This is a genomic window from Krasilnikovia cinnamomea (assembly GCF_004217545.1).
Taxonomy (GTDB): domain Bacteria; phylum Actinomycetota; class Actinomycetes; order Mycobacteriales; family Micromonosporaceae; genus Actinoplanes; species Actinoplanes cinnamomeus.
The window spans coordinates 2,280,699-2,303,626 of record NZ_SHKY01000001.1 but is presented as its reverse complement, the minus strand read 5'-3'; the positions used below and the strand labels follow the sequence as shown (position 1 = coordinate 2,303,626).

Below are 22,928 nucleotides of genomic sequence, written 5' to 3'. Positions count from 1 at the left end.
TCTGTCGTACCCTCGTCCTAACGTATCGACCATGGACGATCCTCGTCGCGCCGAGGCGCGCCGCCTCCGGGTGGATCCCGGCCTGTCCCTGTCCCAACTCATGAAGCACTTCGGGGTCGGCGCAGCGACCCTCACGGACTGGCTGCGCGGAATTGAGCCGCCGGAGTGGACGCGCCGCCCGAACGCCAAGGACCACCTTCGGGAGCGCGCGGTGGCACTTCGTCGTGACGGTTGGTCGGTCAACGACTTGGCTCTTGAGCTGGGCGTCGCGAAATCGACCGCCTACGCCTGGGTCCGTCACCTCCCGCTGGACCCGGACACCGATCGCGCCCGCCGTAAACAGGAGCATGCCGCGATCATGACCGCTGGGCGGTGGGAGGCGAAGCGCGCGGAACGCGCTCAGCGGCGTGCGGATGTGCATGCCCGGGCCGCCGCAACCATCGGTGCGCGAACCGAGCGGGACGCGCTGCTGGTAGGTGCGGCGATCTACTGGTGTGAGGGGGCCAAATCCAAGCCTTGGCGCCGATTGGATCGGCTGACCTTCATCAACAGCGATCCGGGCCTCGTCGCGTTGTTCCTTCGCTTCCTCGCGGTCTGCGGGCGTGACCCGCACGAGGTCGACTACCGGGTGCATATTCACGAGACGGCCGACGCGGAGGAGGCCGCCGACTGGTGGTGCCGTGAGTTGAGCCTGCCCCGGTCGAGGTTCCAGCGACCGACGATCAAGCGCCACGTGCCAGCCACGAGACGGCAGAACGTCGGTAGGGACTATCACGGGTGCCTGGCTGTTTCCGTTCCCCGGTCGGCGGAGCTCTACTGGACCGTGGAGGGAGTAATGGCGGCGTTGACGGACCTGAGATAGTAGGTTCTGGCAATCGAGCGCCGGAGCGGTCCGGGGCTCGAACCAGTCGGCCGTGGTGAAATGGGCATCACCTTCGGTTTTGGTCCGAAAGTTCCGGGTTCGAGTCCTGGCGGCCGAGCGTGCCCTGTGGTAAGGCAACGTAGATTTGCGGAGTCCCCCGCCGCGCAATCGATGCCGCGATCTGCACCGCTGCCTTTGAACAATGGAGTCCCGCGTGAGCCATGCCGAGAGCCGTACCGTCGTCGTCCTTGCCGCCGGTGAGGGAAAGCGGATGAAGTCCGCGACCCCCAAGATGCTGCACCGGTTGCTCGGCCGGACGCTGCTCGGCCACGTCCTCGTCGCCGCGGAGGCTGCCGAGGCCGACCGCACGATCGTGGTGGTCGGCCACAAGGCCGACCAGGTCCGCGCGCACCTCGCCGAGATCGCCCCCGCCGCCACCCCGGTGCTGCAGGCGGAGCAGAACGGCACCGGCCACGCCGTGCGGATCGCCCTGGACGCGGTGCCCGAGACGGGCGGCACCGTGGTCGTGCTCAACGCCGACGTCCCGCTGCTGCGCCCGGCGACCGTGGCGGCGCTGATCGAGGCGCACGAGGAGTCCAAGGCCGGGGCGACCGTGCTGGCCGCCGAGGTGGCGGACCCGACCGGCCTGGGCCGGGTGGTCCGCGACGCCAACGGCAACCTGGAGCGCATCGTCGAGGAGCGCGACGCCACCGCCGAGCAGCGCGCGATCCGCGAGATCAACGCGGGCATCTACGCGTTCGACGCGGCGCTGTTGCGGGAGGCCCTGGGCAAGCTGTCGACCGACAACGACCAGGGCGAGGAGTACCTGACGGACGTCTTCGGCCTGCTGGCGGCGGTGGATCACCCGGTCGGGGTGTACGTCGCCGCGGACGCGCAGGAGACGCTGGGCTGCAACGACCGGGCGGAGCTGGCCCGGCTGCGGGCGCTGCTGCGTGACCGGGTGAACACGGCGTGGATGCGTTCCGGCGTGACGATCATGGACCCGGCGACGACGTGGATCGACGTGACCGCGACGGTGGAGCCGGACGCGGTGATCGACCAGAACACCCAGCTGCTGGGCGACACGCGGGTGGCCGCGCACGCGGTGGTGGGCCCGGACGTGACGCTGGTGGACACGGCGGTGGCCGAGGGCGCGACCGTGCTGCGGGCGCACTGCGTCGGCGCGCAGGTGGGCCCCGAGGCGACCGTGGGCCCGTACTCCTACCTGCGGCCGGGGACCACGCTGGGCCGCAAGGCCAAGGTGGGCGGCTTCGTGGAGACGAAGAACGCCGAGCTGGGCGACGGTGCGAAGGTGCCGCACCTGTCGTACGTGGGGGACGCGGCGATCGGCCCGAAGGCGAACATCGGCGCGGGCACGATCTTCGCGAACTACGACGGCGTCAAGAAGCACCGCACGACGGTGGGCGAGGCCGCGTTCGTGGGCAGCGACACGGTGCTGATCGCGCCGGTGGAGATCGGCCCGGGGGCGTACGTGGCGGCGGGCAGCGCGATCGCCAAGGACGTGCCGCCGGGCAACCTCGGTGTGACGCGGGCGCCGCAGCGCAACGTGGAGGGCTGGACGGAGCGCCGCCGGGCGGGCACGGCGTCCGCGGAGGCCGCCGAGCGGGCCGAGCGGGAGTCGGGCGGCAACGCGGAGCGGTGACCTTTCCGGTCGTCGCGCCGTGAGCCATCCCACCCCGCAGACTCGGCGTGTGGCGGGAAACTTGTCGCGGGGGATACTGCACGGGACACACCCCTCGACCACCACGGGAGCGGACGAGCCGATGGGCAGCATCGTCGCGGAGAACCGCAAGAGTCTGATGCTTTTCTCCGGGCGGGGCTTCCCCGAGCTGGCCGAGGAGATCGGGCAGGTCCTCGGCATCGCGCCGACCCCCTCGGATTCGTACGAGTTCGCGAACGGGGAGATCTTCGTCCGGTTCAAGGAGTCGGTGCGGGGTTCGGACGCGTTCGTCGTGCAGTCGATGACCGAGGGCGTGAACCGCTGGGTCATGGAGACCCTGATCATGATCGACGCGCTGAAGCGGGGCTCGGCGAAGCGCATCACGGTGGTGTTGCCGTTCTATCCGTACGCGCGGCAGGACAAGAAGCACCGTGGCCGGGAGCCGATCTCGGCGCGGCTGGTGGCCGATCTGCTGAAGACGGCGGGCGCGAACCGGATCCTCACGGTGGATCTGCACACGGCGCAGATCCAGGGCTTCTTCGACGGGCCGGTGGATCACCTGTTCGCGATGGACACGCTCGCCGAGCACGTGCAGCGCAAGTACGCGGGCCGTCCGATGACGGTGGTGGCGCCGGACTCGGGCCGGGTGCGGGTGGCGGAGCGCTGGACGGACCGGCTGGGCGGGTGCCCGCTGGCGTTCATCCACAAGACCCGTGATCCGCTCAAGCCGAACCAGGTGGTGGCGAACCGGGTGGTCGGCGAGGTCGAGGGCCGGGTGTGCCTGATCGTCGACGACATGATCGACACGGGTGGCACGATCGCGAAGGCCGCCGACATCCTGTTCGATTCGGGCGCCGCGGACGTGGTCGTGGCGGCGACGCACGCGTTGCTGTCGGACCCGGCGACGGAGCGGCTGAAGAACAGCCAGATCTCCGAGCTGGTGGTGACGAACACGTTGCCGCTGCCGCCGGAGAAGTGCCTGGACAAGATCACTGTGCTGTCGATCGCGCCGCTGCTGGCCAGGGCGATCCGCGAGGTCTTCGACGACGGCTCGGTGACCACGTTGTTCGGCGGGCTGAGCTAGGTTCTGGCGAATCGCGGCGCGCCGCGGTCCGCGTGTGCTGTGATCACTTCAGCTGGAACGTCGGGTCGTAGCCGGGCGTTGGCAGCGGGCTCGGGGGTCGTGCAACTTGCACCGGCCGGGTGAAGTTTTCGCAGAGAACGGACCCGGTGGGTTGTGCCCGATCGCGGAAGGTAAGCTGGCACGGTTGCCACGGCGAGGGTGCCCCGCGGGCTGCTGACGTTCGCAGTCGGCTTGGCGGCACCGTGATCGACGCGGTGCTCCGGGCGTGTGCCCTGGCGCGCCCCCTCGCCCGGCAGCGCCCGACGATGGCTCGCTCCACCGCCGACCGCCCGCAGCCCCGCCGGCTCCTGCAGCCGAGCTTAGAGTTTCAGGAGTTCCCTGTGTCCGAGGTAAAGATCAGCGCCGAGCCCCGCACCGAGTTCGGTAAGGGTGGTGCCCGCCGCACGCGCCGGGCCGGGAAGGTGCCCGCCGTGCTGTACGGGCACGGCGAGAAGCCCCAGCACATCGCGTTGCCGGCGCGGGAGTTCGCGGCCGCGATCCGGCACGGTGGCCTCAACCAGGTGTTCACGATCGACATCGCGGGTGGCACCAGCACGACGCTGGCGCTGCCGAAGGCGATCCAGCGCGACCCGATCAAGGACACGTTCGAGCACGTCGACCTGATCATCGTGAAGCGTGGTGAGAAGGTCCAGGTCGACGTCCCGGTGACGCTGACCGGCGAGGCCGCCCGTAACACCCTCGTGGTGCACGAGAGCAACACGCTGGCCGTGGTCGCCGAGGCGATGCACCTGCCGACCGGCTTCGAGGTCGCCCTCGACGGCCTGGAGGCGGGCTCGCAGATCACCGCCGCCGACGTGCCGCTGCCGCAGGGCACGGAGCTGGCCGTGGACCCCGACTTCGTGATCGCCGTGGTGACGGCGGCGCAGACGGCCGAGCAGATGGAGGGCGAGACCGGCGAGGCCGCCGCTGAGGCCGCCGAGGGTGGCGAGGCCGCCGCGGAGTGATCGCGGCCCCGGAGCGAGGCCCGTAACGACCACGTCAGGGAAAGTGCCGATGGCACTTTCCCTGACGCATATCCGGAGACGACACGATGAGCGACGACGCGCCCTGGCTGGTGGTCGGGTTGGGCAACCCGGGCCGGGAGTACGCCGGTAACCGGCACAACGTGGGCTTCATGGTGGCCGAACTGCTGGCCTCGCGGGTGGGCGCGAAGTTCGGCCGGCACCGGCGGGCCCACGCGGAGGCGGCCGAGGGGCGGCTGAGCGTGGGCGGCCCACGGCTGGTGCTGGTGAAGCCGCTGACGTACATGAACCTGTCGGGCGCGCCGGTGTCCGCGCTGGCCCAGTTCTACAAGGTGCCGCTGGCGCACGTGATCGCGGTGCATGACGAGCTCGACGTGCCGTTCGGCCAGGTACGGGCGAAGCGCGGCGGCGGCGAGGGCGGCCACAACGGGCTGCGGTCGATGTCGAAGTCGCTGGGCGCCAAGGAGTACGCCCGGGTGCGGTTCGGCATCGGGCGCCCGCCGGGGCGGCAGGACCCGGCGGATTACGTGCTGTCGGACTTCTCCTCGGCCGAGCGCAAGGAGCTGGACTTCCTGGTCGACCGGGCCGCGGATGTCGTGGAGGCGGTCGTGGTCGAGGGGGTCGAGTGGGCGCAGAACAAGTACCACGGCGGGTGACTCCGGGGGACCCGAACGGTCACATGATTTAGTCCGCTTTGTCCCTCTCTCTGCCCCGTGACCCGACGCTCTACCTGGGCGTTGGTCACATATAGCCGCAGCGCACAGAGGTGCGCGGGACGTGGCGGGGACGGGGAGGGTCGGTGACGCAGGACCTGTCCGAGGAACGTGAGGCGGCCCGTCAGGGCATGGCCACCTACGGGCGCGAGGATCACCCTCGGCCCCTGCTGGATCCGTACGTTAAGGGCCGTTTTCATCCGGAGGCCGCAGGGCGGCCATTTCCGGACCGGGACCGCCCGGATGCGCCGGGGCGGCTGTACGTGGGGGCCGCCGGCCAGTATCTGCCGGACCGCGAGCCCGGGCCGGGCCGCGCCCGGCACCGGCTGGACGCCCGGCAGCACGCGGACGGACCGGGCCCATGGCCGGGGCCGCAGCCGTCCCTGGGCGGACCGGTGACACCCGGACCGGGTGCGGCAGGGGACCCGGAGTTCCACGGCCCGCCGGGCCACCCGCACGGTCCGGCCAACCACCCACCCGCCAACCACGGCCCGCGGGCGCACCGACCGCTGCAGCGTGGCGGCAAGACCAACCACGGCCCGGTGCAGCCGTCCCCCGCGGGTCCGGCGCCCGAGCAGGGCCCGCCGGTGGTACGGGCGGCCCGCGTCGAGCCGAACGCGGCGCCGATGGCGGGCGGTGGCGGCACCAGTGCGGCCGAGCGGGCCCGCAACCAGGCGATCCCCCGCCACTGGTCGGCCGCGCCGAACCGGTCCGTGGTGGTGCGGCCCGCGACCCGGCCGTTCGTCCGGGTACCCGGCAAGCACGCGGCGATGTCGCGGCGCCAGCGCTGGGAACGCCGGTACGTTCGCGCGCTGGTCGCCGGGGACCTGCTGGCCGGGGTGGTGGCCGGCGCGGTGACGTTCGCGCTGCGCTTCGGGTACCAGGTGACGGCGTACAACCAGGGGTATCTGCTGCTGTCGGCGCTGCTGCCGGTGGTGCTGCTGCTGGTGCTGGCGGTGAGCCGGGCGTACGAGCGGCGCTACCTGTTCGTGGGCACCGACGAGTACCAGCGGGTGCTGCGCGGCGGGGTGGGCCTGATCGCGGGCGCCGCCATGGTCTCGTACGCCCTCGATCTGGACCTGGCCCGCTCGTACGTGCTGGCCGCGCTGCCCGCGGTGATCGCCGGGGTGGTGGTGCTGCGGTTCGTGCTGCGCAAGCGGCTGCACTTCGCCCGGCGGCGCGGTGAGGGGTTGCGCCGGGTGCTGGTGGTGGGGCACGAGATGTCCGTCATCGGCCTGACCCGCCAGCTGCGCCGGGAGCGCTATCACGGCCTGGAGGTGGTGGGCGCCTGCCTGCCCGCTGATCACGACGGCGCGGTCGACCTGCCGGTGTACGGGTCGTTCGACGACGTGGCCAACGCCGTGGACGCCGCCGACGCCGACACCGTGGTGGTGCTGAGCTGCCCGGAACTCGACGGGGCGGCGCTGCGCCGGCTGGCCTGGCGGCTGGAGCGCGACGACGTGGACCTGATAGTCGCGAGTTCGCTGATCGACGTGGCGGGGGCGCGCACGACGATCCGCCCGTTCGACGGGCTGCCGATGCTGCACGTGGAGCACCCCCGCCTGCACGGCGGTGCCCGGGTGGTCAAGGACGTGGTGGACCGGGTCGGTGCGGTGCTGCTGCTGGTGCTGTTCGGGCCGCTGCTGTTGGCGGTCGCACTGTGTGTCCGGTTGACCTCACGCGGCCCGGTACTCTTTCGGCAGGTCCGGGTCGGGCGCGACGGGCGGCTGTTCCGCATCTTCAAGTTCCGCAGCATGTATGTGGACGCCGAGGCCCGGCTCGCCGAGCTGAAGCACCTCAACGAGCACGATGGTGTGCTCTTCAAAATCCGCGACGATCCCCGGGTGACCCGGGTCGGGCGGTGGCTACGCCGGCTGTCGCTGGACGAGCTGCCGCAGTTGCTGAACGTCCTGGCGGGGCAGATGTCGTTGGTCGGGCCACGGCCGCCGCTGCCCGTGGAGGTGGCCGCCTACGCTGATGACGTCCGGCGCCGACTTGCCGTCAAACCGGGCATGACCGGCCTCTGGCAGGTTTCCGGGCGTTCGGACCTGCCCTGGGAGGAGGCGGTCAGGCTGGACCTTCGCTATGTGGAGAACTGGTCCCTGAGTTTGGATCTGGTGATCCTGTTGCGGACCATGACCGCGGTGTTGCGGTCATCGGGAGCGTACTGATGGGGCGCCCGGTCCGCCGCGAGGCGGCGGACCGGGCGGTCGGATGGAGGAGCGAGGACGTGGGCGATCGGACTTCGACGTCGGCGCGGACTGACCAGTCCCGCATCGCGGGACAACGTGACGGTGGCGACGTTGGCACCCCGCCGGTCATCGACGCGGCGTTCGCGCGCTGGCTGGCGGACCGCGCCGGGCAGGCGCTGCTCGCCGTCCGCGAGGAACTCGGGTACGCCGACCCGAAGGCCCTCAAGGCGGCCGGTGACCGCGCCGCCCACGATCTGCTGCGTACGGAGCTGGCCCGCTGGCGCCCCGCCGACGCGGTGCTGTCGGAGGAGGACGAGCACGCCCGCGTCGCGTGGCAGGACGGCGAGCACGCCGTGCTGCGCCCCGAGCGGCTGGGCGCCTCCCGGGTGTGGATCGTCGACCCGCTCGACGGCACCCGGGAGTTCTCCGAGCAGGGCCGGGCGGACTGGGCGGTGCACGTCGCCCTCTGGACCGCGGACAGCTCCAGCCCGTTCCGGCTGGCGGCCGGTGCGGTGGCGATGCCCGCCCAGCACCGGACGGTGGCCACGGACTCCCCGCCCGCGTACCCGCCGATGCCGCTGTCCGCGGCGACCGGCGGGGCGATCCGGATCGCGGCCAGCCGGACCAGGCCGCCCGCGTTCGTCACCGCGCTGGCCGAGGACATCGGCGCGGAGCTGGTGCCCATGGGGTCAGCGGGAGTGAAGATCGCCGCCGTGATCAGTGGGGACGCCGACGCGTACGTCCACGCGGGCGGGCAGTACGAGTGGGACAGCGCCGCGCCGGTCGCTGTGGCGTCGGCCACTGGTCTGCATGCTTCCCGTATCGACGGCAGTGAGTTGAAATACAACCAGGCCGACCCGAAGTTGCCAGATCTGGTGGTCTGTCGTAAGGATCTCGCTCCTCGGTTGCTTGCAGCGCTGCAGCGTCACCTCCCGTAACCTGACTCTTCACCGCTCGACCCGAAAGGTCTGGGGACCACGCTCATGAGCCAGACGATGCCCTACCGCGTCTCGCATCTGGATGCTCTCGAAGCCGAGAGCATCTTCGTCATGCGGGAGGTCATGGCCGAGTTCGAGCGCCCCGTGCTGCTCTTCTCGGGTGGCAAGGACTCGATCGTGATGTTGCGGCTGGCGGAGAAGGCGTTCGCCCCCGCGCGCATCCCGTTCCCGGTCATGCACGTCGACACGGGTCACAACTTCGCCGAGGTGATGGCGTACCGCGACGCCCGGGTGGCGGAGCTGGGGCTCAACCTGGTGGTCGCCAGCGTGCAGGAGGCGATCGACTCCGGCCTGGTACGCGAGCTGCCCGACGGCACCCGCAACCGGATCCAGACACCGGTGCTGCTGGCGGCGGTGGAGAAGTACCGCTTCGACGCGCTGTTCGGCGGGGCCCGCCGCGACGAGGAGAAGGCCCGCGCCAAGGAGCGGATGTTCAGCTTCCGTGACGAGTTCGGCCAGTGGGATCCGAAGAACCAGCGTCCCGAATTGTGGGCGCTGTACAACGGCCGGCACCACCCGGGCGAGTCGATCCGGGTCTTCCCGCTGTCCAACTGGACCGAGCTGGACGTGTGGCACTACATCGCCAAGGAAGAGATCCCGCTGCCGAGCATCTACTACGCGCACGACCGGGAGGTCATCGAGCGCGACGGGATGATCTACGCCGTGAACGAGTTCATCCGGCCCCGGGCGGGGGAGACCCCGTCGGTGCAGCGGGTGCGCTACCGCACGGTCGGCGACGCGTCGCAGACCGCGGCGGTCCGTTCGGACGCCGACACGGTGGAGAAGGTCATCGAGGAGGTCGCCGCCACCCGGATCACCGAGCGCGGCGCGACCCGGGGTGACGACAAGGTCAGCGAGGCGGCGATGGAAGACCGCAAGCGGGAAGGGTACTTCTGATGAGCCAGGCAGTGCTGGAATCCGACACGGCCGCGGCCCGGAACATGGACCTGTTGCGGTTCGCCACGGCGGGCAGCGTGGATGATGGCAAGTCCACCCTGATCGGGCGGCTGCTGTACGACACCAAGTCGCTCTTCTCCGACCAGCTCGAGGCGGTCGAGGCGGTCAGCGCCGCCCGCGGTGACGAGTACACGAACCTGGCGCTGCTCACCGACGGCCTCCGGGCCGAGCGGGAGCAGGGCATCACGATCGACGTGGCGTACCGGTACTTCGCGACGCCGCGGCGCAAGTTCATCATCGCGGACACCCCGGGGCACATCCAGTACACCCGGAACATGGTCACCGGGGCGTCCACAGCGGACCTGGCGCTGATCCTGGTCGACGCCCGCAAGGGCATCGTCGAGCAGTCGCGGCGGCACGCGTTCCTCTGCTCGCTGCTGCGGGTGCCGCACCTGGTGCTGTGCGTCAACAAGATGGACCTGGTCGACTGGGACCAGGCGGTGTACGAGAAGATCCGCGACGAGTTCACGTCGTTCGCGGCCAAGCTCGACGTCCCGGACCTCACGGTCATCCCGATCTCCGCGCTCAACGGCGACAACATCGCCTCCCGCTCGGAGAACTCGCCCTGGTACGACGGCACGTCGCTGCTGCACCACCTGGAGCACGTGCACATCGCCAGCGACCGCAACCTGGTCGACGTGCGTTTCCCGGTGCAGTACGTGATCCGCCCGCAGTCCACGACGGTCACCGACTACCGCGGCTACGCCGGGCAGGTGGCCAGCGGCGTGCTCAAGCCGGGCGACGAGGTGATGGTGCTGCCGTCCGGGCTGACCAGCACGATCGCGGGCATCGACACCGCCGACGGGCCGGTGGACGAGGCGTTCCCGCCGATGTCGGTGACGATCCGGCTCGCCGACGAGATCGACATCTCGCGCGGCGACATGATCTGCCGCCCGCACAATGCGCCGAAGCCGGCGCAGGACATCGAGGCGATGGTCTGCTGGATGGACGAGACCGCCCCCCTGCGGGTCGGCGGCAAGTACGCCATCAAGCACACCACCCGCAGCGCCCGGGCGGTCGTCCGGGGCCTGCAGTACCGGCTGGACGTCAACACGCTGCACCGCGACGAGGCCGCGGACGGGCTGGCGCTCAACGAGATCGGCCGGGTCCGGCTGCGCACCACGGTGCCGCTGCTGGCCGACGAGTACCGCCGCAACCGCACCACGGGCGGCTTCATCCTCATCGACGAGACGACCAACCGTACGGTCGGCGCGGGGATGATCATCGAGGCGGCGTAAGGCGCCGGCGGGCGGTCAGGGGTCTGCGTACGGCGCCCCAGACGACCTTGCCGTCCCGGGTGGGCACCGCGCCCCAGGCGAGCGCGGTGGCGTGCACCAGGCGCAGGCCCAGGCCGTGCTCGGGCGTCCGCTGGCCGGGTATCTGGGCGGGTGGGGCGAGCTGCGGCATGTCCGTGCAGAGGTCCTGGACGGCCACGTGCAGCCCGGACACCCGGCGCGACACCGTCACGGTGATGGTGGTGCCGGCGTGCTGGACCGCGTTGTTGACCAGTTCGGAGACGACGAGGCGGGCGGGCTGGCGCAGGGTGGTCAGGCGCCAGCAGCGGCACGCGTCCTCGACCAGGCGGCGGGCGTGGGCGGGGGCGTTCGCGTCCGGGCACAGCCGCACGCGCATCCGGTCGGTGCTCGGCAATCGGCCGGTGATCGCCACCTGCGCCTGGTCGACCGTGGCGTAGACCGGCAGGAAACGCCCCGCCCCGAACCGCTGCAGCCGGTCGGCGAGGATCTGCTCGGGCGACACGCACAGGGCCAGCTGCACCGGCGGCTGCAGCCGCGAGGCGAGGCTGCGTACGCCCATCCAGACCGGTGCGCTGTCCGCGCGCGGGTCGTCGAGGTGTGACAGGTCGATGATGAGCCCGGCGGTCTGCTGGGCGAACATGCGGCGCAGCGCGCCGGAGACGTCGGTGCACAGGGTGGCGTTCCACTCGCCGTGGACCGCCAGCAGCGCCACCGCGCCGGCGGTGTCGTACCGGATCCGGACTCCATCCTCAGGGCGTGGGTGGTCCGGCCACAGGAATGGTGGATCGATTCCCATGCTGGTCCTCGCAGGTGCAGGCGGGCCGCAGCGTCCCGCGTAGCCTATCTCGCACTTCCGTGGCGGAGAGCGGTCTCTCCCCCGGCCGGGGGTGTCACCGCGCCTCCGGTGATTCGTCGTCATGGTGGGTCACCAGCTCGTCGCAGGCGTAGGTCATGCCTGCGGCATACCCCACTACGGGGCGGCCGAAGCGTCACAGTCGGGCGGCTCCGGGACCCGGGGTCACCACCCAGGCGGTGGGGGCTGCGAATCCGTGCGCCGCGTACGCCGCCTCGACCGCCGCGGCCGTCGCCTCGGCCCGCCCGGCGTCGACCAGGGTCAGGACGCACCCGCCGAACCCGCCACCGGTCATCCGGGCGCCGTACGCCCCGGCGGCCAGCGCCGCCTCGACCGCCACGTCGACCTCCGGCACGGTGATCTCGAAGTCGTCGCGCATCGAGGCGTGGGAGGCGCTCAGCAGCGGCCCGATCTCCCGGATCCGCCCGGCGTCCAGGTGCGCGACGGTGTCGAGGACCCGCTGGTTCTCGGTAACCACATGCCGCGCCCGGCGGCGCAGCACCTCGTCGTCCAACTGGTGCAGCGCCATGCCCAGGTCGGCGGTGGCGACGTCGCGCAGCGCGGCGACGCCGAGTCGTTGTGCGGCCGCCTCGCACGACTTGCGGCGGGCGCCGTACTCGCCGTCGACGTGCCGGTGCGGCGCGTTGCTGTCGACGATCAGCACGGCCAGCCCGTGCGCCGCCACGTCGAACGGGATCTGCCGCACCGCCTGGGTGCGGCAGTCCAGGAACAGCGCGTGCCCTTCCCGGCAGCGGATCGACGCGGCCTGGTCCATGATCCCGGTGGGCGCGCCCACATACCCGTTCTCGGCGCGCTGCGCCAGCGCCGGACGCCGGGGTACGGGCAGGTCCAGGCCGCCCAGCTCGACCAGCGCGGTGAGCACCGCGGACTCCAGGGCGGCCGAGGAGGAGAGCCCCGCGCCGACCGGCACGTCGGAGGCCAGCGCCAGCCGCGCGGGTGGCACCGGCAGGCCCGCGTCGCGCAGCGCCCACACGACCCCGGCCACGTACGCGGCCCAGCCGTCGAGCACGCCCGGCCCGGCCACCTCGGGCTCGCCGAACGTCACCGGCTCGGGCGCGAGATCGGAGCGGACCTGCCAGCCGGATTCGGCCGCGGCGGCGGCCACCACGACCCGCTGCGGCAGGGCGAACGGCAGCACGAATCCGTCGTTGTAGTCGGTGTGCTCGCCGATCAGGTTGACCCGCCCCGGCGCGGCCCACAGCCCGGCCGGTGCGGCGCCGTACGTTTCGGTGAAGCTGGCCGCGGCCCGCGCCGCCACGTCGGAGGCGGTCATCGCGCGACGTGGCCGTGGTAGAACTCCCAGGCGTCGGAGATCATGGCTTGCAGGGTGTCCTTCTCGGGGACCCAGCCCAGTTCGGAGCGGGCCTTCGCGGACGAGGCGACCAGCGCGGCCGGGTCGCCGCTGCGCCGGGGCGCGATCTCCACCGGCAGGTCGACGCCGGTGACCTCGCGGACCGCCTCGACGACCTGGCGGTTGGAGAAGCCGTTGCCGTTGCCGAGGTTGAAGATGCGGTGCTCGCTCGGGGTGGCCGCGTCGAGCGCCAGCAGGTGGGCGCGGGCCAGGTCCTCGACGTGGATGTAGTCGCGCACGCAGGTGCCGTCCGGGGTCGGGTAGTCGTCGCCGAACAGCTGCAGCTTGTCGCGCTTGCCGGCGGCCACCTGCAGGGCGATGGGGATGAGGTGGGTCTCGGGGTCGTGCCGTTCGCCGACCGCGGTGCCGTCGGGGCGCAGGTACGCGCCGGCCACGTTGAAGTAGCGCAGGGACACCGCGGCGAGGCCGTGGGCGAACGCCTCCGAGGTCAACGCGTGGTCGAAGGTCAGCTTCGTGGCGCCGTACGTGCTGGTGGGGGCCTTGACGGCGGATTCGGTGATGGGCAGCTCGGTGGGGTTGCCGTAGACCGCGGCGGTGGAGGAGAAGACGAACCGGGGCACCCGGGCGGCGCGGACCGCGTCCAGCAGGGCCAGCGACCGGATGACGTTGTGGTCCCAGTACAGCTCCGGGCGGGCCATCGACTCGCCCGCGGCGATGAGCCCGGCGAAGTGCAGCACCGCGTCGAAGCCCGCCGCCGGGGTCAGCACCCGGCCCGCGTCGCGGATGTCGGCGTCCACGAGTGTCACACCGGGTGCGACGGCCTCCGGGAAGCCGGTGCTGAGATTGTCCAGGACGACGACCTCGTGCCCGGCGTCGAGCAGCAGGCGGGTGGTGATGCTGCCGATGTAGCCGGCGCCCCCGGTGACGAGCAGTTTCACGGCGTGGCCTCTCCGTTGCGACGGTCCTACCGGTCAGGGTAGGCAGGCCGCCGGGCGGCCCGGATGCCGCCTCAGAATCCCTCAATATCGCTCAATAGTCAACACGATCAAACATCAGACCTTTATGGACCGGAGCGTTTGACGGACCGTCCACGCGGGCTGACACAATGGCGCTCATGTCCGACCCCGCCCGCCGCCCGCGAGTGTTCTCCGGTATCCAGCCGACCGCCGACTCCTTCCATCTCGGCAACTACCTCGGCGCGGTGCGCAACTGGGTCGCCATGCAGGAGACGTCCGACGCGTTCTACTGCGTTGTCGACCTGCACGCCATCACGGCGGGGCACGACCCGGCGGTGCTGCGCAACCGGACCCGGCTGTCGGTCGCGCAGTTGCTGGCGGTCGGGCTCGACCCCGAGCGGTGCACGCTGTTCGTGCAGTCCCACGTGCCCGAGCACGCCCAGCTGGCCTGGGTGCTGAGCTGCATCACCGGCTTCGGCGAGGCGGGCCGCATGGTGCAGTTCAAGGACAAGTCCGCCAAGCAGGGCTCGGACTCCGCCAGCGTGGGCCTGTTCACGTACCCGATCCTGCAGGCCGCCGACATCCTGCTGTACCAGGCGGACGCGGTGCCGGTCGGCGAGGACCAGCGGCAGCACCTGGAGCTGACCCGCGACCTGGCGCAGCGGTTCAACTCCCGGTTCGGGCAGACCTTCACCGTGCCGTCGGTGCACATCGTCAAGGACACCGCGAAGATCACCGACCTGCAGGAACCGACCGTGAAGATGAGCAAGTCGGCGTCCTCGCCCAACGGCATCATCGAGCTGCTGGAGGACCCGGCCCGCTCCGCCAAGAAGATCAAGTCTGCGGTGACCGACACCGGCCGCGAGATCCTGTACGACGAGGAGAACAAGCCCGGCGTCAGCAACCTGCTCACGATGTACGCGGCGCTCACCGCCCGCACCATCGACGAGCTGCTGGAGGAGTACGACGGCAAGGGCTACGGCGACCTCAAGAAGGACCTCGCCGAGGTCGTGGTCGACTTCGTCACGCCCATCCAGGAGCGCACCCGCGCCTACCTGGACGACCCGGGCCACCTCGACAAGCTGCTGGCGATCGGCGCCGACAAGGCCCGCGCGGTCGCCACCGCCACCCTCGACAAGGCGTACCGCCGGGTCGGTTTCCTCCCGCCAGGCCGCGGAGCCTGACACCGGTGACCGGCGACGACAGCGCCGCGAGGCCGGGTCCGGCGGCGGGCGGCGTGGGTGCCGCGACGACCCGCATCGGCGTCGCGATCGACATCCCGCAGCCGTGGGGGGACGCCCTGACCCGGCGCCGGGCACAGGCCGGTGACCCGCAGGCGGCGTACACCCCGGCGCACGTGACCCTGCTGGGGCCCACCGAGGTGGCCACGGATGCCCTGGCGGGGATCGAGAAGCATCTGGAGGCCGTGGCCGCGGGGCAGCAGCCGTTCACCATCCACCTGCGCGGCACGGGTACGTTCCGGCCGATCACCGAGGTGGTCTTCGTGACCCTGGCGGTCGGCATCAGCGAGTGCGAGCTGCTGGCGGAGGCCATCGCCGCCGCCGACGGGGTGCACCGCGATGCCCGGTTCCCGTACCACCCGCACGTGACCGTCGCGCAGGACGTCCCGGCCCCGGCGCTGGACGCGGTGTTCGAGGATCTCGCCGGGTTCTCGGCGCGCTTCGAGGTGCCCGCGTTCACCCTGTTCTCGCACGACGGCGAGGGGCCGTGGCGCCCCCGGCGCGACTTCCCCCTCGGCGCATGAGACCGCCGGGTACGGTCGGCCCGTGAACCCGATCGACCGGCTGTACGGCGCGGCCGAGTCGCGAATCCTGGCCGGACGGCACCGCTGGCGCACCTTCGACCACCTGTGCCGGGCGCTGCTGCGCTACTGGGACGTGCAGGGGGGCAGGCTGGCCGCGGCCATCGCGTACTACGGGTTCTTCGCCCTCTTCGCGTTGCTCCTCATCGGCTATTCGGTGTTCGGCCTGCTGCTGAGCAAGAACTCGGAGCTGTACTCGATCGTCACCGACTTCCTGGAACAGAATCTGCCGTTCGTCGACCTGCAGCAGATCCTCGACAGTGGCCGTACCGTCGGCATCGTCGGGCTCGTCGGCCTGACCTTCACCGGCATCGCCTGGGTGGAGGCGATCCGCTCCTCGCAGCGCCTCATCTGGCGCCTGCGCGAGCAGCCCGGCTACGTCGGCCTGCGGCAGGTCCTCGACCTGGCCGTGCTGACCGGCATCCTGGTCCTGCTGGCCGCCTCCCAGCTCGCGGCGTACGGACTGGAGCAGTTGCTGGAATGGCTGGCGCACGGCGGCTTCGCCCGGACGCTGTCGGTCGCGGGGGTGCTGCTGACCGTCGCGGTGAACATGGTGTTCGCGGCCGCCCTGCTGGCCCTGGTGCCGAGGCTGCACATGACCGCCCGGCGGATGGCCCCACCGGTGCTGCAGGTGGGCATCGGCATCACCCTGCTCAACACCGTGGGGGAGACCTTCGTCCGGCTGGTGCAGCGCAATCCCGCGTACGGGCTGGTCGCCAGCGCGGTCGGGGTGCTGGTCTATCTGTACGTCTTCAACCAGCTGCTGCTGTTCGGCGCGGCCTGGGCGGCGACCAGTCCGCACGGGCGGGTCGTGGACCTCGCCGCCGAGGACAAAAATGCACCGGTAGGGCAAAATACCTGGATTCGCCATCGCCGCCCGCAATGATGGGCGCGTGGGCACTCTCGTGACGCTTGACCTGCCGAAAGACTCCCCGGTGGCCGACCTGCCATGGGTCATCACGATCGGGGCGCTCGGTGACGAGGAGGACTGGGAGCCCGTGGTCTGCGGGCCCTACGAGCGCCCGCATGCGCTCGCGCTGGCCCGGGCGGTGGTCGCCGACGAGGACCTGCTGGCGGTCGTGGAGCCGCTGCTGCCGCTGGTCGACGCGGACGCCATCCGCGACGAGATCGAGCTGTCTCGATCGGCTCCCGACTCCGCGCCCGCCGAGGAGGAGGATCCCTCCTTCGAGCTCCGGCGTGAGCCCACGGCGGCCGAGGTGCGCGCCGCGTTCGCCCGCATCGCCGCGAACCTGCCCACCACGGGCTGACCCGTCAGCGGGCCCGCATACTGGGCGGATGGTGATCTCGCGGCGGTGGGCGGTGTTCCTCATTGGAGTCGGCGGGTGGACGTGGCTGATCTGGCCGCGCTTCGCCGTGGCGATCTGGAAGGACGACCGGTCCTTCGCCGGGGGCGGCCCGACCTCGTTCCTGTGGGTGCACGCGCTGCTCATCGCCGCCTCCCTGGCGATCGGCACGGCGGTCGGGGTGCTCGGCGTCCGGGCGTGGCGCGCGGCGGGCCGCAGCCGTGCGGCGGATCCGGCGAGAAAGCCTGCCGACGCCCCGCGGTGATGCCGGAAGAATCGGCATCCCCGGCGGGTATGGACGCAAAATTGCCGGGCCGGTGCCTTCACAGCCGGACAATTTACGTCGCAACGGGGTCAAACCGGCGCGAACCTCAGGGTGCGATTGCGGCGAGGTAACGGTGCGCCAACAGTCCGGGTGAATTGCTGCCACGACGGTGGCCTGGGGATACGCTCCCGACCTGAGATCACCGACGGGGGTCGGTGTGGAGCGGAAGGAGAGCGTCTTGCGCCCAGTACGTGGGAAGCGGATGGTTGCGATTCTCGCGGCGGGTGGGCTGACGCTCGCCGCTGCGGCCTGTGGCAGCGCCCCGGACAAGACCCCGAGCGGTGGTTCCAGCGCCGCCGCCACCTACCAGGCGTGCATGGTCACCGACACCGGAGGCATCGACGACAAGTCGTTCAACGCCTCGGCGTGGGCCGGCATGCAGGGGGCCGAGAAGCAGGCCGGCAACGTCAAGATCAAGTACACTCCGTCCACCGCGGAGTCCGACTACGAGCCGAACCTGCGCCAGTTCGTCAACCAGAAGTGCAACTTCATTCTGGCGGTCGGCGGCCTGATGGGTAACGCCACCAAGAAGGTCGCGGCCGAGAGCCCCACCGCGCAGTTCGGCATCGTGGACGCCGCGGTCCCGGGTGCGGCCAACGTGTACCCGATGCAGTTCGCGACGCAGGAGGCCGCGTTCCTCGCCGGCTACCTGGCGGCGGGCTACTCCAAGTCCGGCAAGGTGGCCGCCTACGGCGGTCTCAAGATCCCGCCGGTGACCATCTTCATGGACGGCTTCGCCGACGGCGTCGCGCACTACAACAAGACCAAGGGCAAGAACGTCCAGGTGCTCGGCTGGGACAAGGCCAAGCAGAACGGCACGTTCGCCGAGAACTTCGGTGACCAGGCCAAGGGCAAGGCCATCACGAACACGTTCGTCGCCCAGGGCGCCGACGTGGTCATGCCGGTCGCCGGTGGCACCGGGCTCGGCACCGCGGACGTCGCCAAGGCGTCCGGCGGCAAGGTCTCGGTCATCTGGGTCGACCAGGACGGCTGCCAGAGCGCGGCGCAGTACTGCGAGGTCTTCCTCACCACGGTCGTCAAGAACATCAAGGACGCCGTGCAGGAGGCCATCGTTACCGGCGCCCAGGGCACGAAGCTGGCCGCCACCCCGGGCTTCGTCGGCACGCTGAAGAACAACGGTGTCTCGCTGGCGCCGTACAACCAGTTCGACAGCAAGGTCGACCCGGGCCTGAAGGCCGAGGTCGACAAGCTCAAGCAGGACATCATCGCGGGCACCGTCAAGGTCGAGTCGGCCAGCGCGCCGAAGTGACCCTCCGCTAGCAGGTAGGTACGTCCGGCCGCCGCGCGGCCGTGGGGATGACTCCTCGCGGCCGGGCGGCGGTCCTGCTCCCGAATTGTTACGGTCCTCGCGTTGGCCACCCACGTGATCGCTGTCAGGAGACTCCGCTGAGACTGGAACTGCGCGGCATCACCAAGCGCTTCGGCGACCTGGTGGCCAACGACCACATCGACCTCACCGTCGAGCCCGGCGAGGTGCACGCCCTGCTCGGCGAGAACGGCGCCGGCAAGTCGACGCTGATGAACCAGCTGTACGGGCTGTTGCAGCCGGACGAGGGTGAGATCCTCGTCGACGGCGAGGCCCGCACGTTCCGCAGCCCCCGCGACGCCATCGCGGCCGGCATCGGCATGGTGCACCAGCACTTCATGCTCGTGCCGGTCTTCACGGTCGCGGAGAACCTCGCGCTCGGCGCCGAGAAGACCCGCGGCGGCCCGCTCGGCTGGCTCGACCGGCGCCGCGCCCGCCGCGAGGTCATCGAGGTGTCGCAGCGCTACGGTCTGCCGGTCGACCCGGACGCCCTGGTGGAGAACCTGCCGGTCGGCGCGCAGCAGCGGGTGGAGATCATCAAGGCGCTGACCCGCGACGTCGACCTGCTCATCCTCGACGAGCCCACCGCGGTGCTCACCCCGCAGGAGACCGAGGAACTGCTCGCGGTCATGCGCGGGCTCTCCGACTCCGGTAAGTCCATCGTCTTCATCACGCACAAGCTCAAAGAGGTCAAGGCGATCGCCGACCGGATCACGGTCATCCGCCGCGGCCGTACGGTCGCCAGCGTCAGCCCGCAGACCCCCGAGGACGAACTGGCCGCCCTGATGGTCGGCCGGGCGGTCAGCCTCGAGGTGACGAAGACGCCCGCCGAGCCGGGCCGCGAGGTGCTGAAGCTCTCCGGCCTGATCGTCGACGACGACCGCGGGATCCGCGCGGTCGACGGCGTCGACCTGGTGGTCCGGGCGGGGGAGGTGCTCGGCATCGCCGGGGTGCAGGGCAACGGCCAGACCGAGCTGGTCGAGGCCGTGATGGGTCTGCGCGAGCCCCGGGCCGGTGCCATCACGGTCGACAACGAGGACCTGACCGGCATGAGCACCAAGCAGATCCTGCGTTCCGGCGTCGGCTACGTCCCCGAGGACCGCAGCCTGGACGGGGTGGTCAAGGAGTTCTCCGTCGCCGAGAACCTGATCCTCGACATGTACGACCGGCCGCCGTTCGGCAACGCGTTCCGGCTCGACCCCTCCGCCGTCGCGGCGTCGGCCCGGGAGCGGATCGAGCAGTTCGACGTGCGTACGTCGTCGCCGGACGCGGCCGTGGGCACCCTGTCCGGCGGCAACCAGCAGAAGGTCGTCGTGGCGCGGGAGATGTCGCGCCCGCTGCGGCTGTTCATCGCCGCCCAGCCCACCCGTGGCGTGGACGTCGGCTCGATCGAGTTCATCCACAAGCGCATCGTCCAGGAGCGCGACGCCGGCACGGCCGTCCTGGTGATCTCCAGCGAACTGGACGAGGTCGTCGGTCTCGCCGACCGGATCGCGGTCATGTATCGCGGCCGGGTCCTGGCCACGGTGTCGCCGGACACCCCGCGCGAGGAGATCGGCCTGCTGATGGCGGGCATCACGGGCGAGTCCGGCGAGGCTCCGGACGCCGGCTCCGACGAGAAGGGGACGAAGTGAGTACGGACGGACCGGTCGGCGCGCCGGAGACACCGGAGAAGCCGACCGGGGAACCGGCCCCGGCGACCGCCACCGCCCCGCGGTCCGAGCCACCCGCGAAGGACGCCGACGGCGGCGACTCCTTCCTGCGGGTGTTCCTGGCCAACCTGTGGTCGGCGAACACGGTCACCGTCACGGTGCTGTCGATCCTTCTGGCGCTGGTCATCGGCGCGGTGCTGATCGTGGTGTCCGACCCGGACGTGCTGGCGGCCTTCGGCTACTTCACCGCCCGTCCCGCCGACGCCCTGCAGGGCAGCTGGGACCTGGTCAGCGCCGCGTACGCCGACCTGTTCAAGGGCGCCATCGTGGACCCGGCGGCGGTGTCCGCGTGGATCGACGGCACCGGTAGCTGGCAGGAGGTGCTCGCCCCGATCTCCGAGACGCTCACCTTCGCGGCACCGCTGATCTTCACCGGGCTCTCCGTGGCGCTGGCGTTCCGCGGCGGCCTGTTCAACATCGGCGGCCAGGGCCAGGCGATCATGGGTACGATCTTCGCCGCGGTCGCCGGATTCGCCCTCGACCTGCCGATCGTGCTCAACCTGATCGCCGCGCTGCTGGCCGGGATCATCGGCGGCGCGGTGTGGGGCTTCATCCCCGGCATCCTCAAGGCGCGTACCGGCGCCCACGAGGTGATCGTGACGATCATGCTGAACTACACCGCCTTCCTGTTCCTCGGCTGGCTGATCATGCAGGACGGCGTGCACGACCCGGACCGCTCGGAGGCGATCAGCAAGACGGTGCCGCCGTCGGCGGAGCTGCCCGCGCTGGGCGGCCCGCTGCGGGTGCACCTCGGCATCCTGCTCGGTGTGCTGGTCACGGCCGGCGTGGCGTGGCTGCTGAAGCGGTCCGCGTTCGGGTTCGAGCTGCGGGCGGTCGGCGCCAACCCGGCCGCCGCCAGGACCGCCGGGATCAGCGTGGGCCGGACGTACACGCTGCTCATGGTCACCGCGGGCGCCCTGGCCGGGCTCGGCGGTGCCACCCAGGTCCTGGGCACCGCGCACAACCTGACCCCGGCGGTGGCGGGCAACATCGGCTTCGACGGCCTGCTGGTCGCCCTGCTCGGCCGGAACCGGCCGTGGGGCACCCTGCTGGCGGCCATACTGTTCGGCGCGCTGCGCGCCGGCGGCAACCGCATGCAGTCGTACACGGGCATCTCGGTGGAGCTGGTTACCGTGCTGCAGGCGCTGATCGTCATCTTCATCGCCGCACCTGCCCTGGTGAAGGCGACCTTCCACCTGCGCGCCGCCCGCTCCGCGCGGCTCGGCACCTCGATGGCGAAGGGCTGGTAGTCACGTGTCGACGGCGACGGTTGAGGAACTGACCGAGGTCACCGCCCCGACGCGGTTCTGGGACCGGCAGCGCCGCCTGGGCGCCGCCCTGGTGCTGCTGGGGGCGGTGGCGACCGGGCTGTTCGGTCCGCTGGCGCACAGCGAGACCGCCCGGTTCACGCTCAGCGAGGACGCCTCGGGTGCCGCGCTGAGCATCAACGGCCAGCTCGGCGCGATCCTGTTCGGCGTGTTCACGATCGGTACCGGGGTGGCGCTCCTGGTGGGGGTCGCGCGGCGGTGGCAGACCATGCTGCTGTCGCTCGGCATCCTGGCGTTCGTGCTGTCGTTCCTGTGCTGGCAGGTGGCGGGCAAGTTCCTGCCGCTCGTGGACACCGCGGACGGCACGCTGGAGCTGGCGGTGCCGCTGATCCTGGGCGCCCTCGCGGGCGTGCTGGGCGAACGTTCCGGCGTGGTCAACGTGGCGATCGAGGGCCAGCTGCTCATGGGCGCGTTCGCCGGTGCGCTCGTCGGCACCATGACCGCCAGCGTGTTCGCCGGGCTGATCAGCGCGGTCGTCGGCGGGGTGATCATCGCGGCGCTGCTCTCCGTGCTCGCCATCCGGTACCTGGTCGACCAGGTCGTCGTCGGCATCGTGCTCAACCTGCTGGCGGTCGGCCTCACCGGCTTCCTTTACGAGCGGCTCATGCAGCCCGACGCGGCGAGCTACAACCAGCCGCCGCGCATGCCGAACATCCGGATTCCCGGCCTCGCCGACATCCCCGTGGTGGGTCCGGTGCTGTTCGACACGAACGCGCTGGTCTGGCTGGCGCTGATCCTGGTCGTGGTCGTCCACTTCGGGCTGTCGCGGACCCGCTGGGGCCTGCGGACCCGGGCGGTCGGCGAACACCCGACCGCCGCCGACACGGTCGGCATCCGGGTGCGCGGACTGCGCTACCTCAACGTGCTGCTCGGCGGCGTCATCGCGGGCCTGGGCGGTGCGTACTTCACGCTGGTCGCCACGGGCAGCTTCAACAAGAACATGACCGCCGGTGCGGGCTTCATCGCCCTGGCCGCGCTGATCTTCGGGCGGTGGACGCCGTTCGGGGCGCTCGGCGCGGCGCTGTTCTTCGGCTTCGCGCAGAAGCTCGCCTTCTACCTGAGCGCGGTGGGCAGCCCGGTACCCAACCAGTTCCTCAACATGCTGCCGTACCTGGCCACGATCGTGGCAGTGGCGGGGCTCGTCGGGCGGGTCCGCGCCCCGGCCGCCGACGGGCAGCCGTACATCAAGAGCTGACGTCCGGG

The 22,928-nt window shown here is 71.2% G+C and carries 21 protein-coding genes and 1 tRNA gene; 19 read left to right on the top strand and 3 right to left on the bottom strand.

Annotation, left to right across the window (positions count from 1 at the left end):
* The first annotated feature begins 31 nt into the window (after nucleotides 1-31).
* The 10 genes from EV385_RS10255 to cysN all read left to right on the top strand — a co-directional run bounded on the left by EV385_RS10255 (nucleotide 32) and on the right by cysN (nucleotide 10,747).
* Entirely contained in the window at nucleotides 32-862 is an 831-nt protein-coding gene (locus tag EV385_RS10255; protein WP_130509265.1) for a helix-turn-helix domain-containing protein, read from the top strand.
* Nucleotides 863-908: 46 nt separating this feature from the next.
* Nucleotides 909-980, top strand: a tRNA-Gln gene (locus EV385_RS10250).
* Between the two features lie 84 nt (nucleotides 981-1,064).
* A complete protein-coding gene (gene glmU, locus EV385_RS10245; protein ID WP_130509264.1) occupies nucleotides 1,065-2,525 on the top strand; it encodes a bifunctional UDP-N-acetylglucosamine diphosphorylase/glucosamine-1-phosphate N-acetyltransferase GlmU in 1,461 nt (486 codons plus the stop codon).
* Between the two features lie 121 nt (nucleotides 2,526-2,646).
* Nucleotides 2,647-3,627, top strand: coding sequence for a ribose-phosphate diphosphokinase (locus EV385_RS10240; protein ID WP_130509263.1), 981 nt, complete (start codon nucleotides 2,647-2,649; stop codon nucleotides 3,625-3,627).
* A gap of 380 nt (nucleotides 3,628-4,007) precedes the next feature.
* On the top strand, nucleotides 4,008-4,631 hold the full coding sequence (locus EV385_RS10235) for a 50S ribosomal protein L25/general stress protein Ctc (protein WP_130509262.1): 624 nt from the start codon (nucleotides 4,008-4,010) through the stop codon (nucleotides 4,629-4,631).
* Between the two features lie 86 nt (nucleotides 4,632-4,717).
* Nucleotides 4,718-5,305: an aminoacyl-tRNA hydrolase gene (gene pth, locus EV385_RS10230; RefSeq protein ID WP_130509261.1), complete on the top strand. Its 588-nt coding sequence runs from the start codon at nucleotides 4,718-4,720 to the stop codon at nucleotides 5,303-5,305.
* A 683-nt stretch (nucleotides 5,306-5,988) separates the two neighbouring features.
* The gene (locus tag EV385_RS10225) at nucleotides 5,989-7,533 is read left to right on the top strand and encodes a sugar transferase (protein WP_242625267.1); all 1,545 of its coding nucleotides are present in this window, start codon (nucleotides 5,989-5,991) and stop codon (nucleotides 7,531-7,533) included.
* Between the two features lie 59 nt (nucleotides 7,534-7,592).
* Nucleotides 7,593-8,492, top strand: a complete 900-nt coding sequence (locus EV385_RS10220) for a 3'(2'),5'-bisphosphate nucleotidase CysQ (RefSeq protein ID WP_242624806.1) — start codon at nucleotides 7,593-7,595, stop codon at nucleotides 8,490-8,492.
* Nucleotides 8,493-8,537: 45 nt separating this feature from the next.
* The gene (gene cysD / locus EV385_RS10215; protein WP_130509259.1) at nucleotides 8,538-9,449 is read left to right on the top strand and encodes a sulfate adenylyltransferase subunit CysD; all 912 of its coding nucleotides are present in this window, start codon (nucleotides 8,538-8,540) and stop codon (nucleotides 9,447-9,449) included.
* Complete coding sequence (gene cysN, locus EV385_RS10210; protein WP_130509258.1) at nucleotides 9,449-10,747, top strand: sulfate adenylyltransferase subunit CysN; 1,299 nt, start codon at nucleotides 9,449-9,451, stop codon at nucleotides 10,745-10,747. Before cysD ends, cysN begins: the two co-directional genes overlap by 1 nt.
* On the opposite strand, the gene EV385_RS10205 is transcribed toward cysN, so the two are convergent.
* From EV385_RS10205 to galE, 3 genes are all read right to left on the bottom strand, one after another.
* A complete protein-coding gene (locus EV385_RS10205; protein ID WP_130509257.1) occupies nucleotides 10,731-11,561 on the bottom strand; it encodes an ATP-binding protein in 831 nt (276 codons plus the stop codon). The genes cysN and EV385_RS10205 overlap by 17 nt on opposite strands.
* A gap of 193 nt (nucleotides 11,562-11,754) precedes the next feature.
* Nucleotides 11,755-12,912 (bottom strand): galactokinase, encoded by a 1,158-nt coding sequence (galK, locus tag EV385_RS10200; RefSeq protein ID WP_130509256.1) that lies wholly within the window; start codon nucleotides 12,910-12,912, stop codon nucleotides 11,755-11,757.
* Nucleotides 12,909-13,889 (bottom strand): UDP-glucose 4-epimerase GalE, encoded by a 981-nt coding sequence (gene galE, locus EV385_RS10195; RefSeq protein WP_130509255.1) that lies wholly within the window; start codon nucleotides 13,887-13,889, stop codon nucleotides 12,909-12,911. Before galE ends, galK begins: the two co-directional genes overlap by 4 nt.
* 176 nt (nucleotides 13,890-14,065) lie before the next feature.
* On the opposite strand from galE, the gene trpS reads away from it, so the two are divergent.
* The 9 genes from trpS (at nucleotide 14,066) to EV385_RS10150 (ending at nucleotide 22,920) form a co-directional block, all read left to right on the top strand.
* Complete coding sequence (gene trpS / locus EV385_RS10190; RefSeq protein WP_130509254.1) at nucleotides 14,066-15,091, top strand: tryptophan--tRNA ligase; 1,026 nt, start codon at nucleotides 14,066-14,068, stop codon at nucleotides 15,089-15,091.
* A gap of 5 nt (nucleotides 15,092-15,096) precedes the next feature.
* Nucleotides 15,097-15,672 (top strand): 2'-5' RNA ligase family protein, encoded by a 576-nt coding sequence (locus EV385_RS10185; RefSeq protein WP_130509253.1) that lies wholly within the window; start codon nucleotides 15,097-15,099, stop codon nucleotides 15,670-15,672.
* Nucleotides 15,673-15,694: 22 nt separating this feature from the next.
* Nucleotides 15,695-16,615, top strand: a complete 921-nt coding sequence (locus EV385_RS10180; RefSeq protein WP_130509252.1) for a YihY/virulence factor BrkB family protein — start codon at nucleotides 15,695-15,697, stop codon at nucleotides 16,613-16,615.
* Nucleotides 16,616-16,622: 7 nt separating this feature from the next.
* On the top strand, nucleotides 16,623-16,997 hold the full coding sequence (locus EV385_RS10175; RefSeq protein WP_130509251.1) for a hypothetical protein: 375 nt from the start codon (nucleotides 16,623-16,625) through the stop codon (nucleotides 16,995-16,997).
* 28 nt (nucleotides 16,998-17,025) lie between these two features.
* Complete coding sequence (locus tag EV385_RS10170; RefSeq protein WP_130509250.1) at nucleotides 17,026-17,298, top strand: SCO4848 family membrane protein; 273 nt, start codon at nucleotides 17,026-17,028, stop codon at nucleotides 17,296-17,298.
* A 262-nt stretch (nucleotides 17,299-17,560) separates the two neighbouring features.
* Nucleotides 17,561-18,628, top strand: a complete 1,068-nt coding sequence (locus EV385_RS10165) for a BMP family lipoprotein (protein WP_207229790.1) — start codon at nucleotides 17,561-17,563, stop codon at nucleotides 18,626-18,628.
* A gap of 182 nt (nucleotides 18,629-18,810) precedes the next feature.
* Nucleotides 18,811-20,319, top strand: coding sequence for an ABC transporter ATP-binding protein (locus EV385_RS10160; protein WP_341273932.1), 1,509 nt, complete (start codon nucleotides 18,811-18,813; stop codon nucleotides 20,317-20,319).
* Complete coding sequence (locus tag EV385_RS10155) at nucleotides 20,316-21,647, top strand: ABC transporter permease (RefSeq protein WP_130509247.1); 1,332 nt, start codon at nucleotides 20,316-20,318, stop codon at nucleotides 21,645-21,647. Before EV385_RS10160 ends, EV385_RS10155 begins: the two co-directional genes overlap by 4 nt.
* A gap of 4 nt (nucleotides 21,648-21,651) precedes the next feature.
* Nucleotides 21,652-22,920 (top strand): ABC transporter permease, encoded by a 1,269-nt coding sequence (locus EV385_RS10150; protein ID WP_130509246.1) that lies wholly within the window; start codon nucleotides 21,652-21,654, stop codon nucleotides 22,918-22,920.
* The last annotated feature ends 8 nt before the right edge of the window (nucleotides 22,921-22,928 follow it).

Excerpts from the sequence above, each read along its gene's own strand:
- EV385_RS10225 (WP_242625267.1), top strand. The coding sequence starts at position 5,989 with ATGGCGGGCGGTGGCGGCACCAGTGCGGCCGAGCGGGCCCGCAACCAG.
- glmU (WP_130509264.1), top strand. The coding sequence starts at position 1,065 with ATGGAGTCCCGCGTGAGCCATGCCGAGAGCCGTACCGTCGTCGTCCTT.
- galK (WP_130509256.1), bottom strand. The coding sequence starts at position 12,912 with ATGACCGCCTCCGACGTGGCGGCGCGGGCCGCGGCCAGCTTCACCGAA.
- cysN (WP_130509258.1), top strand. The coding sequence starts at position 9,449 with ATGAGCCAGGCAGTGCTGGAATCCGACACGGCCGCGGCCCGGAACATG.
- pth (WP_130509261.1), top strand. The coding sequence starts at position 4,718 with ATGAGCGACGACGCGCCCTGGCTGGTGGTCGGGTTGGGCAACCCGGGC.
- EV385_RS10255 (WP_130509265.1), top strand. The coding sequence starts at position 32 with ATGGACGATCCTCGTCGCGCCGAGGCGCGCCGCCTCCGGGTGGATCCC.
- EV385_RS10165 (WP_207229790.1), top strand. The coding sequence starts at position 17,561 with ATGGTTGCGATTCTCGCGGCGGGTGGGCTGACGCTCGCCGCTGCGGCC.
- trpS (WP_130509254.1), top strand. The coding sequence starts at position 14,066 with ATGTCCGACCCCGCCCGCCGCCCGCGAGTGTTCTCCGGTATCCAGCCG.
- cysD (WP_130509259.1), top strand. The coding sequence starts at position 8,538 with ATGAGCCAGACGATGCCCTACCGCGTCTCGCATCTGGATGCTCTCGAA.
- EV385_RS10170 (WP_130509250.1), top strand. The coding sequence starts at position 17,026 with ATGGTGATCTCGCGGCGGTGGGCGGTGTTCCTCATTGGAGTCGGCGGG.
- EV385_RS10205 (WP_130509257.1), bottom strand. The coding sequence starts at position 11,561 with ATGGGAATCGATCCACCATTCCTGTGGCCGGACCACCCACGCCCTGAG.
- EV385_RS10240 (WP_130509263.1), top strand. The coding sequence starts at position 2,647 with ATGGGCAGCATCGTCGCGGAGAACCGCAAGAGTCTGATGCTTTTCTCC.